Raw genomic sequence first — 18,136 nt, 5'->3', positions numbered from 1 at the left:
TCGTTTTTTGGCCCAAACTGGCTGCTCTCGGGCATGCGCGGACTTCGCATACTCCCGTCCACGAGCCGGGCATCATTCAGGTGCCGCGCTCGCATGTCTGCGACAATTGCTGGGCATAGGCATCAAGTAGCATCTGCGTTTGCTGCTTGTCGAAGAATTTCGGGTCACACTGCAACGAAATCGTAAGTTCGTCCGCGTAATCCAGAATCACCATGGCGCCACGTGTCAGCCGTCTCATGGGAGGCACGGCCGCAATTCGTTCCAGCACCACGTTGCCGACGACAATGTGATTCCCGCGCCGCGCGAGTGGCCAACCAGCGAACGCACGACCTACATTGCTCAGCACCATGGTCGCCAGCGACTGATTGCGGCGCAGAGTCCACGGTACGGCGCCGCGCACGCCCGTTGCCAGTGCCAGCCCTCCTAAAAAGTACAAACCGAGCTTCCATTGCTTGATGCGTTCCATTTCCTGCCGTACGGCGTCGAGCTGTTTAGCTGCGTCCGTGCAGTTCTGCGGCGGCTCCGTCACGAACGCAAACCCTATCCGGTTGGTCACCGGCAGGGCTTCGTCTCCCTTTTCACGCAGACTAACGGGCACGTTAAATCGGATTCGGCCTCGTGTCTTGCGCTCGTGCCGCTTATTCCACTCGCGCAGCACGCACAGCATGTCACGTAGCAAAAGGTCATTCAGAGTAGCGCCCTGTCCGGAGGCAATCAAGCGGAGTTGTCGCACCATGGCGCCGTCGAGTGCATAGCTGGCAAAGCCGAAGAGGTCTCGCGTCGTTTTCTCAGCGCACCCGCCAGCGCCCGGCGCGGCTAGCACTGCCGCGCGACGCAGCAGGATACTGGACCATTGCCACGTCATGATCGAAATATCGCGCAGCGCGATGCGCAAGGTCGGATGAGGATTTTCCGTGGCGACAAAGTGGCCTCGCCTGCACAGTCGATCGGCGTCGAGCTCGGGTAGCGGTATCGCTTGTGCATCCGTGCCAAGAGCTGCCACATAGCACAGGAAAAGATCCTCCAAGAATTGCAAGCAGCCCAGTCCGTCGCAGCAGGCGTGATGAATCTGCACAACCACGCGGGTCGCAGCAGGGCTGGTTCGCACCCACACCCGCAGGCCCACCTCGCGGCGCAGATCGATAAACGCACCATCAGGATGAGTAATTGGGTCCGTTTCGCCTGCCCAATCGACTAGTGGGTGGAGATCGTCCGCATTCACCCAACGCGGTAGCGCACCGCTGTCGTCAACCAGTGCCGTTAGCAACGGATGCCGCAACTGCGCGGCGCGCACGGCTGACCGGAAGGCAGTCTCGTCGAGATTACCCGAGAAGCGCAGGTCGACCGGAAATACCTTGGGATATTCGGGGCTGTCGTCCGACCAATAGTAATACTCAAAGGGCGTGAACGGCAGCGGAAACAAGGCGCTGGGCCGCTCCTGGCTTGTCAACCCGGATTTTGCATCTGCCGAGCCAATGGCACTCATAGCACTAGCCATCCGATACTCTGAGGAACAATTCCGGCCTGCGACTAACTTGGGTCAGGCTTGAGCGCCATTTGCAACCAGCCTGCGTCGGCACTGACGGCGTCGACCCGCAACTTGGCGCCGCGATCAATCCAATCCGGCAGCACGATGGCGGGCCAACGCAACTCTTCGGTCAGCACTCGGCCCAGTCGGCGCTGCACAGCAAGTTTCAGCGTTTGCTGTCTGCCACTGACGGCTTTGGGCTGCTCGCCTTCGGCCGCCAAGAACTTGACCCGTAAACCGCCCTGCCGGGTTAGGGTCAATCCACCGTCGCGTTCGCTGGGCGTGTAGTCAACATCAACCGACATCGCCGGATACTCAACTTCGGCAGCTTGAAACGAAGTGATCTGTAACCTGACATGGACCACACCGTTGGCAATTTGCACTTCACACGGCGGATTGGCGAATGTGACGGCAAAGTCTTGTGTCGTCTGCCCGGGGGCATCCGACGCGCCCAGCATACCGCCAACAGCTTTGACCAACTCATCGCCGGACAACCGACGGCCCGCCAGCGACGATGTCGCCTCTTCTTCCAACGCTGTGGACGCCAGACCAATCGCCACCGCGGCATCAGCCAGCTGGGGCGAAGCGGGTGTGCGCGCGAACCCCGTGGGGCTAATCCAATCGCATTCCCAGCGCACCGATTCGCGCGAGGCGCGTACTCGCGTCGCAGGCACTAAACGATTCGCTAGAATCAACGGATCACGATAGTCCTTACGGTAAGAGGCATTGAAGCTGGCCGCCAGTTTTTGGCCCTCGGTATCGAGTTGCCCGATCGTGGTACGCTCGGCCAGCGCAGAGCTATCGGTCTCGGCACGTGGCCGTCGGGCTTGCGTTTGCCGGGTCGCTTCGTTACGCCTCGGGGCCAATCCCTCGGCATCGATGCCGTCGTACACAATCCGCGTCGAAGCATCGGCCGTCGCGCGGCGTGAGGTTAGCCCAACCTCGTCGAGCACAAACTGCTTCTCTCCGCGGATACTGGTATTGGCGCGACTCTGCACGCGCACTCGATCGCTGTAGCCAGTGGTGCGCGCCGTCGACGTCGCGTCCAAGCGCATCACCCAACGGCCGACAACCTGAGAAGGCAATACCTCGAACGTTGCCTTGCCGACCAGCCGACCCGAGCCCACCGTGCGCGCGCCTGCGAACACATCGTTGACGCGATACGGTTCGTTGATCGGTTGCGATAATTTGGCCTGCAACCAAGAGGGTCGGACTTGCAACACGACGTTGGGATGGGAGAAATGACGGCGGATCGACGCCGTAAGCTGCGGCGCCTGCCCGATGCGTTCCCGATTGTGGATAGCCTGCCCTAGCGCCGCAGGACCCGCCTTTTCCGCGAGAGCGCTCGGATCAAGCAGGGCCGCTATCTGGTCCCAGGCCGCGGCGCGCTCCTCGGCCGTCTCCGGCCAAAGATAGCTGCGTAACAAAGGAACGTATGTCTGCACGGCCATCGAGACTTCCAAAAGTTCGTCGGACTGCCAGACGGATAACGCGTTTTGCCAACGTCTCTCCAATCGATCGAGCACGTCAGGGTCGCTGACGTTCGAGGTCGCTAGTTGACGCGTTTCTGGCCAAAAAAGAAACTTACTCCAACGGTTCGTCGACTGCCGTAGTTCGGGCAGCCGCCGCTCGAAGGAGTCCAAGCGTTCCGCCAGCAGCTTGCGGTGCGCATCAATTACGGCCGGCGTCGCGGGAGGACTATTCTTCGCGATCTCGGCGCAGTGAGATTGCCACTCGTCGACGGGAATGTCTGCCAGTTCTTTCGTTCGTGCCGTGAGTGCCGCGGACAGCCGCTGAAACGCCTTCTCGCGATATTGTGGCACATCCGTGCGGCGTAGTTCGCCGATGAAACCCTTTAGAACTTTGGGATCCGCACGAGTTCCGGCACGCAATTCAGCCGCGACGTCATCGAGTGACAGCCGTCGCGCCCAAGTGGCCGACGTTCCCTGAACGAGATAGGTTTGCCGAACCTCGCGCAGTGCCGCGCGTCCTTCGCGTGCCGCCGTCGAGTCGGTCTGTGCAAAGCCTGGCTGCGCGCCGGCTAGCACGACAATCAGCGCGGCCACGCGGGCAATGCCCTCGCGTCGACTGCAACGAAACGGTCGCATGCTAGTTTGTACACCGATGGAAATCATTTATCGGGCCTAGTTTGCCTTCTCTTGCCCAGCCCGTGCGCCGCCGATGCGAAGTTCCCAACCTTCGTCGGTCGGAGTCAAAAACGTGCCGGCCTGCGGCAACATCGCGCGGGCACACTCGTAGGGAGGGATGGTTGCATACGGTAGCTGCGACGAGGGCTCGGTCGTGCCAAAAAATAGCACGCGCCAAAGTCCGGTGAATAGGTCGGATGCGTCATCTTTGGCCGGCTCTTTAGCGGCCAAACGATAGGCATCGCCGAGCGTCACGTCGAGCCGCGAGAGCGCCCAAAATGCAACCTGCGACCCACCTTGCGTTTCTATCCATTTCAGCAATCGATTCCAGGTCGGATCGTCGGTTAACGGCTGGCTTGGCGATTTTGCGCTCAGGGCCACGTTGAGCAAATCGACATCAGTGCCGAACAATAGTTGCTCTTCGCCGATGGCCAAGGTGCGAACGGTGACGACGGAGTCGCTCTCTCCTTCGACGAACAATGACGCACCTTCCGGCACCGACCACACGTCGTAATCAGGATTGCGCACATGTTCCACGCGCTCGTCGGCCTTGTAGAAACGCGCCAAAGCATCCGTAATGGTCGTTGCGTCGCGAACCGTGGCTGAATAGACCGTGCGCTCGGTATTCCGCTCCCCTTCAATCGGCTTGCCAAGGTGATCGGTGACTGACAGCATGTCAGCCCCCAGGCTGCCGAACAGATCTTTGCGCAAATCGACCATCACACCTTCGGGATCGTCGCGAATGCCGTCCAGCAGGTCCTCGAACATGCCTTCGCCATCGGGGCCAGGCTCGTTTGCTTCGTCAAACAGGTTGCCATATCCCTTGATCGAAGTGGCGAAGTCCCAGCGCCAGCGCCACACGCTCGAGACGTTTGCAGAAATCCATGCCGGAGGGTCCGCAAACGGACCCGTATGTAAGTCCAGTAATCGCATGGCCCGCGCAAAAGGTCGGGGCATGATCACGCGGGCTTGGACTTCCCATTCGCATGGCTCCGCAGCCATGAATCGAACGCGACCGCCGATGGCCTTGATTCCGCCGTACCCCAGACGGCGGTACGTCTCGATGGGGTCGGGCTGCTTGACCGTATCCTTGTCCTTGGCCGTTGACTCTTTGTTATCCGGCTGCGGCTTGCCATTGCCATCCTTGGGCATACTCTCCCACAGTTCCAAGGGACGCAGGAAAAACAGCGCGTCACTAGAAATCGTGGTCGGTCCCCCGGTCAGCGGCTGGATGGATGAGGTGAAGGCCACCTCATGAGCGAGTGATTGATTAGCCTTAACTTGCAGGATCGCGTCGGCCGCGCCCAGGGAATTGGCAACGCCATAAAACGCGTTGGCGACGAACAAGACACGGGTTGCCTTGACCTGCTCAGTGGCGGCTGTCTGCCAGACCGTGACGCGCGCGGATGCCCGTTTTATCTCGGTGGCGGTCATTCCCTGCTGACGAAAATACCGGGCCGCCGTTGCCAGGCAGGGGGGGTCGGAACCTGGCGGTGCCGCCGAGATGATCAGGCAGGCCGAACCTTGTACGCCGTCAGGAAGCGAAAAAACTGCCACGCCGCCAGGGCTGCTGACCTTGGCGAGATCGCTCCAATCGAAGCCGAACGTCGGCTGAAGATTCAATGGGCCAGCCCGTTTGCCACGGTGAAGCTCGGCGACCAGGGGCTCGAACACATCGCCACATAGGGTTTGCCCAATGGTCGTTTGCTCGAAACTACGACAAAGGTCGGCCAGATCCCCCGCAAAAACTGTCAGACAGGAACCGGACGGCAAATGCTCGGCGACGACTGAAGGGACGTCGGCCGCCACGTTGGACGCCAGAGCCGAAGCCCAAACCACGGCTGGCAAGAGTGCCAGATAATACGGGCCGATAGCCCACATCCGGCGCGCCGGACAAATATCGTTCTTTACACCACAAAATCGCATGAACGATTATGGCGTGACGACTAGGAAATCTGCAAGGCATGGGGTGTTTCGATAAAATACAACGCCGACACTGTCTTTTGGATGCACATATACACATAAACGTTTACTATAAAAATAGTTACGTCATTCCGATCGCGAAGAATTCTCTTTGCCTCGCCCGACTGATACGGCCGGTGGCGCACGTAGAATCGTCACTAATCTGGGCGATCGACGCCGTGTGTGCAGAGGGGGGACGCAAGCCGCCTGAAGAATTGTGGCGGACTATTTCTTCACGTCGTCGTATTCGAGTAATTTGAAATCTTCGGCGCGCGGCACGTCATGCAGCTTGCCGACCAATTTGTAGAGTGTGATCAGGCCTTCGTCGGTCAGGCGTTCGCCCGCGCCGGGGGCCACGTACGTGGCGGTCTTGCCGCCGTAACCTCCGGCGGCCGCGTCGCGAATCGTGGGAAAGTAGGCGTGGTATCCATTGGCGTAACCGACCAATAGTGTCGTTGGCACCGGCGATTGCGTCTTGAGGATGGTTTGAAACTCTACGAACATCTCACCTGGCATCCCCACGAACGCCACAGCGTCACCGATTATTAGCGTCGTCAGTTCGGGACGTACTTCTCCCGATTTCAGCATGCCGGCCAGGTAGCGGTCGAACCGCGGACCGTAGGCTTTACTAAGCACTGCTTTCACGTCGGGATCTTGAATGTTCCAACGGACGCGCACAGGCACCGGATGCGCCTCGAACTTGAGCATGCCAGGCTGTTGGGCCAAGGGTTTGATCTCGCGCGCCGTTTGTGCTGCGGCGACCGCCAGGGCCGCGCCCGCTTTTCGCATTTCCACCAGGCCCCCCTTAGCCAGCGGCGTCTTGTCAGCGTACGGGTTGATGTTCCCGCAACCTCCTTGCAGATACAGGCACGGTGCCCCCAACTTCTGCTCGACATCGTGGCAGGCAACACCCACAAAGTCTGCGCTGTACTCCAGATTATCTGGTCCCAGGACCACGGGATGGCAAGCGTAATGCAACAAGATTGCCAACGGTGTGGCGTCCTCGCGATCAAGACGCACGACCACGAACTCCTTGTCCACGGGCGACGTCGGCTCATGCTCCATGTTGCGCCATTGCATGGCCACGCGACCATCGGGCAGGAAATGCCGACGATTGTGCGCGATATCAACCGTTCCACGGCCGACGCCTAATCGCACGGAAACAAGGTGGCCCGCGGCCTCGCCGATCGCCTTGTCTATGGCCTCGATAACCGTTGGACCGTATTTGTTGGGTACGTCGTCGAGCGATTCCAGCGATGGTGCGGCGTGCGTGTGACTGGCCGTCACCAGCAAGTCCCCGACACCGTACTTGGCCAACGTGCGGGCCCGCAGCGCGGCCAGTAATTGGTCCTCGGGCGTGCGCCCCAAATCCAAGGTCACCACCGCGGCACGCGTGCCGCCACAGGATAGGACCAAGGCCCGCGCCATGAGTGGGTCGAGCTTGCCTGTGGCCGGCTGGGGACGATTGGAATAACCCCACATCAGCAGGCCGGGAGGTGGCGTAATTTCGACCGCAGCGACGCCCGCCAAAAGTTGCTCGGCTGCCCCAGTTCTGCCCGGCAGAACACTGAAAACAATGCCCCAGACGAGGGCGACCAACATGAAAAAAGGCAGGGCTCGGCGCTGCATCTGTGAGTCTCCCAGGAACGGTATCTGTCCACAGTCTGGCAATTTGGCGACGGGTTTGCAACAAAATGCGCTCGATCCTAGCGACCCAGGGATTGTCATCCGGCCCCAAGTCGGCCCCACTTCTTTTGAAATTCGAAGGCCATCACCGGAATGCGACTGCGCTCGCCGGGCCGTTCATCGCTGGTACTCCACAGGGTAAGATGGGCACACGCTTCGGCCCGTCACGAAGCGGTTGCGCTCTGATTGACATCCAACATCGACGCGCCCGCACGATTGGAGAGCCATCATGCTTCGCTGCCGCCCACAGTTACATCTGTTTCTTCTGGCAGGAATTGTTTTATCGCGAACAGTGCCCGCCGGGGCCGAGGATAGTGCGCCGGCTCGATTTCATCACGTACACCTGAACGTGACCGATCCCAAGAGCTCGATCAAGTTTTATAGTCGCGTGTTCGGCGCCACGCCCACCAAGTACCGCGGCGTGGCCGATGCGCTATTCACCGAACGGTCGTTTCTATTGTTGAACAAAGTGGATACTCCCCCCGAGACGAAACTCAATACCGGGATCTGGCACATCGGCTGGGGGGGCGTGGACGTCAAGAATGAGTTCGAGTGGTGGAAGAATCACGGCGTTGATATTCACACACCGTTGTCGCCGTTACCTGGCTCGGACAACTACTACATGTATATCAACGGGCCGGACAAGGAATTGATCGAGATCAACACCATGGGGCACCACCGTTTTGCCCACGTCCATTTTTTTTGCACTGACGTGAACGAGACGGTCGGCTGGTATGCCAAGAATCTGGGATTGAAGCCTTTACGTCCCAAAGTCGAGAAACCGAAGGGGAACATGTCGACCTTGGCTGGAATCTGGATCAACGTGATCCCGTGCGACAACGTGACGATGATCTTTTTCGGCAAACCCGATGTTACGCCGGCCCCTCCCTGGTGGCCCGACGAACCGCTCAAGGAAATCCAGCCTACGCGGGGCCGACCGATCGACCACATTGCATTCTCTTACCGCGACATCGAGCCGGTGTTCGAGCGCATGAAAGCCGCGGGCGTCGAGATCGTCGAGCCAATCACGATGCACGACGACATCAAGACGAAGAGCTTTACAGTTCTCGCCCCTGAGAAGGTCACAATCGAGATCGTCGAGGCCAAACCAATCCCCGAGGGAGTGTGGGAGGACTGATGGCTCGATGCACGCCCCTTACGGTGCGCCCGGGCGTGCGTAAGAAAGAGCCAACAGCGCGTATGCCGTCACCAGGTTCGGGTCCCCTTCCATCCAGCGGGCATTCTTGTTGACCCACGACCCGTCGGGTTGTTGCCGTTCCAACAGAGCGGCCACCAGTTCCTTGCGCCAATCGTGTGATTTGCCCTCCACATCGGTAATCGTGGGTTGCTTGGTGGCCGCCAATGCCTTGGCGAACAAGGTGTAATAATAGTAAAGGCCAGCGTCCCCCATGCCAGGATTATCTTCGAGCGTATAGTGCTTGCGAGCCCATTCCACGGCCGCTTTCACGCGGGGATCGTCGGCATTTGCGCCGCAATAGATCATGCTCTTTAGACCGGCATAGGTCATAGAGCCATAGCTGCGCAGGCCTCCGTTGTCGGTATTGCCCGCCATGCTGCGTCCGCCGCCGGCCGGCGTGTAATAAAAACCGCCATCGGGGTTCTTGGCCGGAAACTCGGTGGTGTTGTATTCACTCTCCAGGTTTTGACAGCGCGAGACAAACACCAGGGCACGCTTGAAAGCCTCGTCGTCCTCCCCCTCGCCGGCCGCCTTCAAGGCGTCGAGCAGGAAGTGCGTATTGGAGAGATCGGGACGCTCAGCTTGTCCGTATCCTGCGCCGCCGTAGGCGATGTTGTCGGGCTGCACGTTTTCGGATTCGTCCCATTGCCCCTTGGTCAAAAAGGCTTCGGCATTCTTCACCAGGGCGTTGTAGCGGCCGTCAGCGTTGGCCGCACCGAAGCACATCAGCCCCACGCATGTCTCGTAGTTGCGATGTCGCGACTCCGGTTGATAGATGCCGCCATCAGACTGAACGAAAGCCTGCAAGTATTTGAGTGCTTTGGCCACCACGGGATCTTGCGCGGTGCGGCCGCTCTCGAGCACCGCCTTCGTCACAAGCGCCGTCACCGCCGGCCCTGCCGCCGCGCTGAACGAGCCATCTTCGGCCTGCCCTTTCACGCGTAGAAAATCGATCGCCTTACTAATGGCTTGGTCCTGGTTGATAGCGGCCGAGGCCGCAGAAGCAGTCGTAGCGGAACTGCCCACGGTGATCCCGGTTGCCCCGATCAAACAGGCGACAAAAAGCGATTTGCCGTTGCGCATCATTACTTCAAGATCCTTATATTTCGTGTATCGCACCCACAGGTCGTGGGATGGAAATTCCCCTAAAAGAAATTTGCGGGCTACTCACTCACTCTATTTTAGCGTGTGCCGCTGTACAGAGCGTGGCCCTAGTGGGCGTTCAGATTGTCGCGGGTCGTAAGTGTCCGCCACCATGAGCATATTGCGTTCCCAGCCACCCATCCGCGAGCTGCCCACACGATACCGAGTGAAACTAGACCGCGGATTAGCAAATTCAACCAATCCAGATCAAAAACTCGCCAGCAGGGTGATTTTTTCGCCATCCCGGTCGAGTGTGGACAGTTAATTCGTCAGGGTTGGCGAGCCGCTACCGGAGTCTCAGGGACTGGCTTGCCCAGCGCCCAAAAAATACCCTTCGTAAGCAAGTTGCGAAACGCGGGAACTTCGAAGTCCGTCGGACCGCCCAGTGCCACGTAAAACACCTTGCCGCCAAAAGCCGTTTTGTTCGTCCATGCGACCGGTTCGTCAAGTTTTCCTCCCGCCCCGCGGCCCATGACCAGTGGCGTTGCCGACGCCGCCAAGGGACTCGTTTTGTAAAGCGACGAGATAACGCGCACCTCTTGGTCGGGGAAGCCGGCCAGGATGGGGTTCGATCGAGCCTCCGGTAGAGACCATATCTCGGTCCGCGGCGTGCCGTCGTCATTGTTCTCATGGTGGCCCGTGTAGTGGCCCCCCAACACCTGGGCGTCGAACTCGGGCCAGGTATCGTGCCCTGCTGAAGCCGGCTTGTCGTCACGCAACGAAAATGCATGGCTGGCCGTGCGGATCCCCACCACTGGTTTGCCAGCCGCCACGAACCGGCGGATCAAATCCAGCTGCTGTTGTTGCGGAGTTCTCCTCCGCACGCTGACCAGCAAGGCATCGGCTGACGGGAGTGCCTCGAGGCCTGGAAAATCATTCTTGTCGCGCGGATTCGCCTGCACGATCGTCACGCGCAGGCCGCGCGGCGCAAGTTCTTTCTCAGCGAAAACCGGCAGCGTGTTCCAGGTCTCGTATTCGTCCTCGCCGATCACGAACACCGCGTGCGGCCGCTGGTCTTCGCGAAAGACGAATGCTGTGCCTTCGAGCAGATCATGGCTCGTGATCGTGGGGCACCAATGTTTTTCGATATGCTCAACGACCAGATCCGTGGCGCGGAAATGGTCGAGCCCTTCGGGCGCCGACAGCGCATCGTGCATGCAGTCGGTCAGGTCGCGAACGAGTACCACATTCTGCCCCAGTGCGGCCATGCGGCGAATGGAGAATGGCCGCCCAAGAACGCACATATTTGTATGTACGCCCATGACGACGACATTCTTGATCCCGCGCTCGCGCATCAGGAAATACGCCTCTTCGCTGTCAGTAATCGCGTCGTTATCGGCAATTTCCAGCGTGGCAATCTGTCGGCGCCAGGGATTGCCGTGTGGACATTGCGGCGTGCAGTCGCAACGATCATGAGAGTTGTCGAAGGGCAGCGGCGGTTCTTTGTGAGCCCCCAAAGGACACCAGCCGGCAGGCATAGACTGCACCGGCACGCGCAGTGCCTGTTGCGCGAGCTTTCGCTGCGGCATGTCCGCGTAGAATTTCATCGTGTCGCTGGGGCAATGAATAACCAGCATTCCTAGCCGGCGCGCCGCCTTGAGGGCCTCGTTCATTCGCGGCGCCATCTCGGCAACCCGGTCCGTTGCTCCCTGGCACCAGTGCCGATCCCACATATCGCAAACGATGACCGCTGTCTGGCGCGGGTCCCAGTCGACGGGTGTCTCGGTTATTGTGTATTCTCCGCTGCCCGGCACCTTCTCCGACCTCGAGCGTTGCGAGATCGTCCAGACCGCGTCACTGGCTGCTGATGCGCCGCACGATGCGGTCCACGGAGCCATGACGAGGAACATTGCCAGCGGGGCACGTAGCAATCGGAAGGCGAGCATGCTAGTTTCCTGGCGTGATGAGGCGTCCGGCGGACGGGACGGGCCGGGTTCGATTTTCGCGTGCCGCCAGTTACATCACAAGTCCCGTAAGTCCATTGAGTTATCGCCGACTTGAACGCCGGTCCGTCGCATGGTCATATAGAGGGCAACCCTCCCCGCAGAATTCCCGGCGTTTGCCCGGTTCGCAGACCAGCGGTCAGCTTGGTCAGGAATGCGACCGAAAGCCACGCCCCCCGCGTTCATGCCGCACGTAATCTGCCCAGAAAGGATCACATGACAATAGCTCGCCAATTTTCCCGTGTCACGATTGCTTGTGCGTTGCTGGTTGTTGTCTCCAACAGCGCGATCGCTGATCCACCGCTTGCGCTCCACAAGGGAGATCGCATCGTCATCATCGGCAATACATTGGCCGAGCGGATGCAGCAGTTCGGCAATCTCGAGACTCTGCTCTATAGCCGTTTCCCGGATCTCGACTTGGCGGTGCGGGATCTGGGATGGTCGGCCGATGAATTAACCATTCGCATGCGGTCGCAAGATTTCAAGGACCACGGACACAACCTCGCCGACGAAAAGCCAAGCGTGCTGATCGCTTGCTTTGGCTTCAACGAATCGTTCGGTGGATCGGCCGGTCTGCCCAAATTTCAGCAAGACCTGGAAAAGTTTATTCAGGAAAGCACCACGACGAAGTACGACGGCGTGGCGCCACCGCGTCTGGTCCTCGTCTCGCCCATGTCCCACGAGAACCTGCACCGCCGGACATTGCCCAACGGATTGAAAAACAATCAAAATCTAAAGCTGTACACCGAGGCGATGGCCAAGCTCGCCCAACAGCATGGCGTGGTGTTCGTTGATCTATTCACGCCGACCTCGAGCCAGATGCAAGGCTCCAAGGAACCGTGGACGATCAACGGCGTGCATTTGAATTCTTATGGAGACGGCGAAGTTGCCAAGCTGATCGACGGCGCGCTGTTCGGTGCTCGCCCGCAGGACAGCAAGATCGACCTGGCAAAGCTGCGCGCCGCAGTCAACGAAAAGAACCTCCAATTCTGGTACGACTATCGCGCCGTCAATGGCTTTTACATCTATGGTGGCCGCAAAAAACCGTTCGGCGTGGTCAACTTTCCTGCCGAGTTCGCCAAATTGCGTAAGATGATTGCCAATCGCGATGCCCGCATTTGGGCGATAGCAAAGGGCCAATCGGTTCCGGAAACGATCGACGACAGCAACACCGGCGATTTTGTCAAAGTTGAGACCAACTATACGGCGCCGATTGTCCTGTCGACTCCCGAGGCCGAGCGTGCGCAGTTTCAACTACCCGACGGTTATGACGCGAACCTGTTCGCCTCGGAGATCGATTTTCCGGACCTGCAAAAACCCGTGCAATTCGAATTCGATAGCCGCGGTCGCTTGTGGGTCGTCACTATGGCGTCGTACCCCATGTATTTGCCGGGCACGCCCGTCAATGACAAGCTGCTCATCCTTGAAGACACCAATGGGGACGGCAAAGCAGACAAGCAGACGGTCTTTGCGGACCACTTGTACCTGCCCACCGGATTGGAACTAGGCGATGGCGGCGCCTATGTGGCCCAGCAGCCGAATCTGATGTTTTTGAAAGACACCGACGGCGACGATCGGGCGGACCATCGCGAGATCGTGCTGCACGGGTTCGACTCGGCAGACTCGCACCATGCGAACAACGCCTTCACGTGGGGGCCAGACGGGGCGCTCTATTCGATGGAAGGGACGTTCCATCAAACGCAGATCGAAACCCCGTACGGTCCGCAACGCGTCGCCAACGCCGCGGTGTTTCGTTATGAGCCGCTAACGGCCAAGGTCGATATATTCATCTCCTACGGGTTTGCCAATCCTTGGGGACAAGTGTTCGATCATTGGGGGCAGAATTTCGTGGCCGACGCCTCGGGCGGAGCCAATTACTACGGCACCGCCTTCTCGGGCCAGGTCGATCATCCGCACAAGCATGGCAACATGCAGCAATTCCTCAAGATGCAGTGGCGCCCGACCTCAGGCTGCGAAATCGTGGCCAGCCGCCATTTTCCCGACGACGTGCAGGGAAACTACATCTTGAACAACTGCATCGGGTTCCACGGCACGTTGAACTACAAGATGCGGGAAGAAGGATCCGGTTTTTTCGCCGAACCAGTGCAGCCGCTCTTGCAGTCGAAGGATCTAAACTGCCGCCCAGTTGACCTGAAGTTCGGTCCTGACGGGGCGTTGTACGTCGTCGATTGGTTCAATCCGTTGATCGGCCACATGCAACATTCGATTCGCGACCCGAATCGCGACAAAACACACGGACGGATTTGGCGTATCACGTACAAGAACCGCCCCTTGGCTAAGCCGCCGCAAATTGCCGGCGCCTCGATTGGCTCACTATTAGACCTGCTGAAATCTTATGAGGATCGCACGTTGTATCGCGTCCGACGCGAGTTGCGCACCCGCGAAAGCGACCAGGTCATGGCAGAACTCGACAAATGGGTGGCGAATCTCGACGCGAGTAGCCCGGAGTATCAGCATAATTTGCTCGAAGCTCTGTGGGTTCATCAGCAGCACGATATGGTCGATTCCACCTTGTTGAAGCGCGTACTGCGCTCGCCAGACTTCCGTGCTCGCGCGGCCGCAACGCGTGTGCTCTGCTACTGGCGCGATCGTGTCGAAGAACCGCTGGCGCTATTGAAGGTGCAGGCCGGCGACGAGCATCCGCGCGTGCGGCTGGAGGCGGTGCGTGCGGCGAGTTTCTTCCACGACCCGCAGGCCACCGAAGTGGCGCTCGAGTCATTGGCGCATCCGCAGGACCCGTATCTGGAATACACGCTGAAAGAAACTCTCGACACGCTCGAGCGTCGCGCCAAGGAAACACCGCCAGCGTCGGCTAATCCGCAAGCGGGCCGATAACAATTATGAAGCCCATTCCCCTTGCGATTATATTGACCATTTGCGCGTTCCCTCCCCTCGCGGCTCTTGCTCAGGGGGATGCCGCGCCGATGGTGCGCTTGCTGAAAAGCGGAAGGCTACCTCCCGAGCGCGTAGCGAGCGTGGTAAACCTGATCTGCCAGCGCGGGAATGCAGGGGATCTTGGCTTCATCTTTCAGCAAGTCGTGAAGCCCGACGGTTTCAGCGGCGAGATGCGCCGTCAGGCGCTCGACGGTCTAGCCGTGGCGGCACAGACGCGCAAGGTCATACCCACTGTCGAGGCCGGTGCACTACTGAGCCTGCTGGACGACCGCGATCCGGCAATCGCCGGCGTCGCGATCCGCTTGGCCGCTGCCTGGAAGGCGCCCGCGCTTGCGCCGCCGCTGGCGAGCCGCGTGCTCGACCCCAGCAGCAGCGATGAGTCGCGTCATTTGGCGCTCGATGCGCTGCTGGCAATTGGCGGGGACGTGGCACGGGAGACGGGTGATAAGTTGTTGGCTGCGGACAACCCGCGACTGCGCGCCTATGGCGTGGCTGCCTGTGCAACACACGATGTGCCACAAGCGGCCATCAAGGCAGCCGGGTTGCTCACCGCCGCTGCGGCAAACGCAGCAAATATTGGGCTGCTGCTCGACACGTTCCTCGCGCGCCAGGGCGGGGCCGATCAGCTGGCTGTCGCGTTGACCAATGCTGCCGTGCCCGTCGACACGGCAAAACTCGCCTTGCGGCATATGTATTTGGCCGGTCGGAGCGATGCGCAACTAGTGGAAGTTCTAAGCAAAGCGGCAGGCATCGATGTGGAACGCGCACCGCCGACACCCGATGAACTGATCAAACTTTCGGCCGAAGTACTTGCCAAGGGAGATCCGCAACGCGGAGAGGCCATATTTCGTCGCGGCGATCTTGGCTGCTTGAAATGCCATTCGATCAGTGGGGCAGGCGGCGACGTGGGCCCCGACCTGAGTGCCGTGGGCGCCACCTCGCCAGTCGACTACGTGATTACTTCGATTTTGCACCCCGATTTAAGCATCAAAGAAAGCTTTCTCACACGGAATTTCGTCACGACCGACGGGCTGGTGTACCAGGGTATTGTCGCCGACCGCGACGACAATCGCGTGATCATCAAAGATGCAACCGGCAAGCGAGTGACCATTCCCATCGCCGACATCGATGAAGAAGCGGAAGGGCGCTCGCTGATGCCCAAGGGTTTATCGAGCTTTTTGACGCACGCCGAATTTCTGGATTTGGTTAGGTTTGTCGGCGAGTTAGGCAAGCCGGGTCCGTATGCGGTCCGTTCGCTGCCGACGATTCAGCGCTGGCGTTACCTCAAGGAGACTCCCAGCGAGCTCGTTAACCAAATCCCCGACGACAGGATATTCACAGCCCAGGTGCTCGGTGCCGAGCCGAACGAGTGGCAGCCAGCCTATGGCTGTGTCGGAGGCGCGTTGCCGCTTGCAGATCTAGTAACGGACGGCGGCAAGGTGTTGTATCTGTACGGTGAAGTAGCCGTGAGCCAGGCGGGTGAGGTCGAAGTCAAACTTGACAATCCTCAGGGCGTAACCGTGTGGGTGGATGATCGACAACTGGGGCCCGACAAGCTGGCCGTGGCCAATCTCGACCGTGGAGTGCACAAGATCGTCCTGCGGATCGACCTATCCCTCCATCAGGCGAATGACATTCGCGTGGTCGTCGGCAAACACGCATCGTCGACGGCCGAATACACGGTAGTCGGCGGCCCCTGAAACGCGAATCTTCGAACTGCTATCACCTTTCAGTGGACTCGGGTCTTGCTTCGACCGAGACATTGCTATCGCGAGGTCGTGCGCACCATGGGACCTTGGCGGCCAAAGGCGTAGTTAGGATTCGACGGATCGAAATCCTCGTCTGTGTAACCGCGATTGATCTCGACGTTGCGAAAATTCACTTCCTCGACGAGTGGCGGCTTGCCGCCCGGCGAAGCAGGCCAACCGTAAGCCTCGAATCGTACGGGCAGTTTCAATTCGTCATCGATATACCACCGCGTCCGCTCAAAGCGAAAATGGGGTCGCGCGGTGGGATGCGTTACCTCGATACACGTTGCCAAATGCTGATCAACTTCGACCTCGGGATAGTATTTCACCGTGGCCTCGCCATGCGGCAGTTCGGCCTCGTACATGGCAATCCAGCGGGCCAGTTGTGATCTCATCCCCAGGTTATTCATCGGTTCGCCGGTCGACGTGGTCAACTCGGCGCTATCGGCGGCCACCTGTCGCGTGACAGTGGGACGTCCCTGGCCCGGTACGGAATGCACGACGACGTTTTGGCCCGTGGGTCCACTTTTGTAAATCGCCTCTTGCCCTTTGGGCGTTTTGGGGCCCAGGAAGAAGGCATACACGGCGAGCGGATCGTGCCGAATTTTGAGCAGCAGGTTCTCGTACTTACCAGGTTCCGCGCCGGACTGTTCTCGATGACTCAATAAACAGGTGTAATCACGTGCCTGGTTAACTCGCGCCATCGTCTCCTTCGCCAAGGCCAATACGCCGGCCAATGGCTGAGCGCTGTCGCCTGACTTCGATCCGTCTTTGCCGCTGGTGCCCGGCAGCTGCGCGACAGGCTTCACGTCGGCAAAGTCGACGTCGGGCTCGCCAAAATCGGGCGGGAAGAAGTAGTCGGGGTTGTGGATGTCGAAGTCACGATCCGTGAATTGCGAATTAAGCTTGAAATCGAGGTACGTGTACTCCTCCATCAACAACGGCTTGCCATTCGGCTCGTCCGGCCAGGTGTAAGCCTCGTAGCGCACAGGCACATTCAGCTCGTTGTCGATAAAAATTCGCGCCATGTGAAAGCTGAATTCCGGGCGGCGCGCCTTGTGAGTCACGCGAATGTAGAGGCACGGTCGCGATTCGATCTTGGCATCTTTGAAGATCTTGACCTCGCAGTCCTCGAACTTGGAATCGTTCTCCGCGTGTTCGACCAGTCGCTGAATGAGGTTCAACACGCCGACTTCCGTCAGCGGGTAGCGATTGTCGCGCATCGCGCGATCCGAGTCGGGAAAAAGCGAAACCGTGCCCATCAAGCGAAATTCGTCCGAGTGTACGAACATCTTGCCGCCGTCGCGATGCTCGACATAAACGACTTCTTGCCAGGGCCGCTCTTGCTTATTGGCAAAGGCGGCGTACACGCTGAAAGGATTTTGTCGCACTTTTACCGACATCCATTGATAGTTGCTGAGCTTGCCCCCCACGCGTTCGCGCTTGGCCAATCGACATGTGTAAGCGTCGACGCGCTGTAGCGCCGCCACACCGGCTTTGCCCCAGCGAATCAGCGGCGCCAAGGGATGCTCGCCCGAGCGGGGACTCAGGTCGCCAGGCGACGGACAAATCGGGCCTTGGGCCGGCGCCGACGGCGTTGCCTGTCCGCCGCAGACAGCAGTGCTAGCGATCAAAACGGCAGCGCAAAGTGAGAGCAGCTGGGCGTATCTGACCATGGCGGATGTCAACTCCTTGTGACGGTTTATTGCCGTTTTTGCCGAGATTTGCCGTCGTACGTCATGCACGGCGCAATGGTTCGAGCGATCATGCCTAGAGAGCGGTGCGGCAATATACTCTGGTCCTTGCAAATCAGACGAGACCAGCTTGTGCCAGATCACTTCAGCCATCGGAAGCCCGGCCAAGCC

Annotated in this window: 10 protein-coding genes; 3 read left to right on the top strand and 7 right to left on the bottom strand. The window is 59.4% G+C overall.

Features of this window, described 5'->3' with window-relative positions:
* Positions 1 to 76: 76 nt before the first annotated feature.
* The 4 genes from VGG64_18545 to VGG64_18530 form a co-directional block, all read right to left on the bottom strand.
* Entirely contained in the window at positions 77 to 1,486 is a 1,410-nt protein-coding gene (locus VGG64_18545; GenBank protein ID HEY1601606.1) for a WS/DGAT domain-containing protein, read from the bottom strand.
* Between the two features lie 44 nt (positions 1,487 to 1,530).
* A complete protein-coding gene (locus tag VGG64_18540) occupies positions 1,531 to 3,636 on the bottom strand; it encodes a hypothetical protein (GenBank protein HEY1601605.1) in 2,106 nt (701 codons plus the stop codon).
* Positions 3,637 to 3,672: 36 nt separating this feature from the next.
* Entirely contained in the window at positions 3,673 to 5,601 is a 1,929-nt protein-coding gene (locus VGG64_18535; GenBank protein HEY1601604.1) for a hypothetical protein, read from the bottom strand.
* A gap of 261 nt (positions 5,602 to 5,862) precedes the next feature.
* A complete protein-coding gene (locus tag VGG64_18530) occupies positions 5,863 to 7,266 on the bottom strand; it encodes a neutral/alkaline non-lysosomal ceramidase N-terminal domain-containing protein (protein HEY1601603.1) in 1,404 nt (467 codons plus the stop codon).
* A gap of 286 nt (positions 7,267 to 7,552) precedes the next feature.
* Between VGG64_18530 and VGG64_18525 the strand changes: the two genes are divergently transcribed.
* Entirely contained in the window at positions 7,553 to 8,461 is a 909-nt protein-coding gene (locus tag VGG64_18525) for a VOC family protein (GenBank protein HEY1601602.1), read from the top strand.
* 18 nt (positions 8,462 to 8,479) lie between these two features.
* Here VGG64_18525 and VGG64_18520 read toward each other — a convergent pair whose 3' ends face one another.
* Positions 8,480 to 9,607, bottom strand: a complete 1,128-nt coding sequence (locus VGG64_18520; protein HEY1601601.1) for a prenyltransferase/squalene oxidase repeat-containing protein — start codon at positions 9,605 to 9,607, stop codon at positions 8,480 to 8,482.
* A gap of 326 nt (positions 9,608 to 9,933) precedes the next feature.
* The gene (locus tag VGG64_18515; protein ID HEY1601600.1) at positions 9,934 to 11,550 is read right to left on the bottom strand and encodes an isochorismatase family protein; all 1,617 of its coding nucleotides are present in this window, start codon (positions 11,548 to 11,550) and stop codon (positions 9,934 to 9,936) included.
* Between the two features lie 273 nt (positions 11,551 to 11,823).
* On the opposite strand from VGG64_18515, the gene VGG64_18510 reads away from it, so the two are divergent.
* Both VGG64_18510 and VGG64_18505 read left to right on the top strand, forming a co-directional pair.
* A complete protein-coding gene (locus VGG64_18510; GenBank protein ID HEY1601599.1) occupies positions 11,824 to 14,463 on the top strand; it encodes a PVC-type heme-binding CxxCH protein in 2,640 nt (879 codons plus the stop codon).
* A 5-nt stretch (positions 14,464 to 14,468) separates the two neighbouring features.
* Positions 14,469 to 16,223, top strand: coding sequence for a hypothetical protein (locus VGG64_18505; protein HEY1601598.1), 1,755 nt, complete (start codon positions 14,469 to 14,471; stop codon positions 16,221 to 16,223).
* A 65-nt stretch (positions 16,224 to 16,288) separates the two neighbouring features.
* On the opposite strand, the gene VGG64_18500 is transcribed toward VGG64_18505, so the two are convergent.
* A complete protein-coding gene (locus tag VGG64_18500) occupies positions 16,289 to 17,947 on the bottom strand; it encodes a DUF1571 domain-containing protein (GenBank protein HEY1601597.1) in 1,659 nt (552 codons plus the stop codon).
* Positions 17,948 to 18,136: the final 189 nt, after the last annotated feature.

It is taken from the genome of Pirellulales bacterium (genome assembly GCA_036490175.1).
In the GTDB taxonomy this organism is placed as follows: Bacteria; Planctomycetota; Planctomycetia; order Pirellulales; family JACPPG01; genus JACPPG01.
This window is presented reverse-complemented; position numbering and strand designations above follow the sequence as displayed.

What these genes read in the sequence shown, in the direction of transcription:
- VGG64_18505 (HEY1601598.1), top strand. Translation starts at nt 14,469, where the DNA reads ATGAAGCCCATTCCCCTTGCGATTATATTGACCATTTGCGCGTTCCCT.
- VGG64_18500 (HEY1601597.1), bottom strand. Translation starts at nt 17,947, where the DNA reads ATGGTCAGATACGCCCAGCTGCTCTCACTTTGCGCTGCCGTTTTGATC.
- VGG64_18525 (HEY1601602.1), top strand. Translation starts at nt 7,553, where the DNA reads ATGCTTCGCTGCCGCCCACAGTTACATCTGTTTCTTCTGGCAGGAATT.
- VGG64_18510 (HEY1601599.1), top strand. Translation starts at nt 11,824, where the DNA reads ATGACAATAGCTCGCCAATTTTCCCGTGTCACGATTGCTTGTGCGTTG.
- VGG64_18545 (HEY1601606.1), bottom strand. Translation starts at nt 1,486, where the DNA reads ATGAGTGCCATTGGCTCGGCAGATGCAAAATCCGGGTTGACAAGCCAG.
- VGG64_18515 (HEY1601600.1), bottom strand. Translation starts at nt 11,550, where the DNA reads ATGCTCGCCTTCCGATTGCTACGTGCCCCGCTGGCAATGTTCCTCGTC.
- VGG64_18530 (HEY1601603.1), bottom strand. Translation starts at nt 7,266, where the DNA reads ATGCAGCGCCGAGCCCTGCCTTTTTTCATGTTGGTCGCCCTCGTCTGG.
- VGG64_18540 (HEY1601605.1), bottom strand. Translation starts at nt 3,636, where the DNA reads ATGCGACCGTTTCGTTGCAGTCGACGCGAGGGCATTGCCCGCGTGGCC.
- VGG64_18520 (HEY1601601.1), bottom strand. Translation starts at nt 9,607, where the DNA reads ATGATGCGCAACGGCAAATCGCTTTTTGTCGCCTGTTTGATCGGGGCA.
- VGG64_18535 (HEY1601604.1), bottom strand. Translation starts at nt 5,601, where the DNA reads ATGCGATTTTGTGGTGTAAAGAACGATATTTGTCCGGCGCGCCGGATG.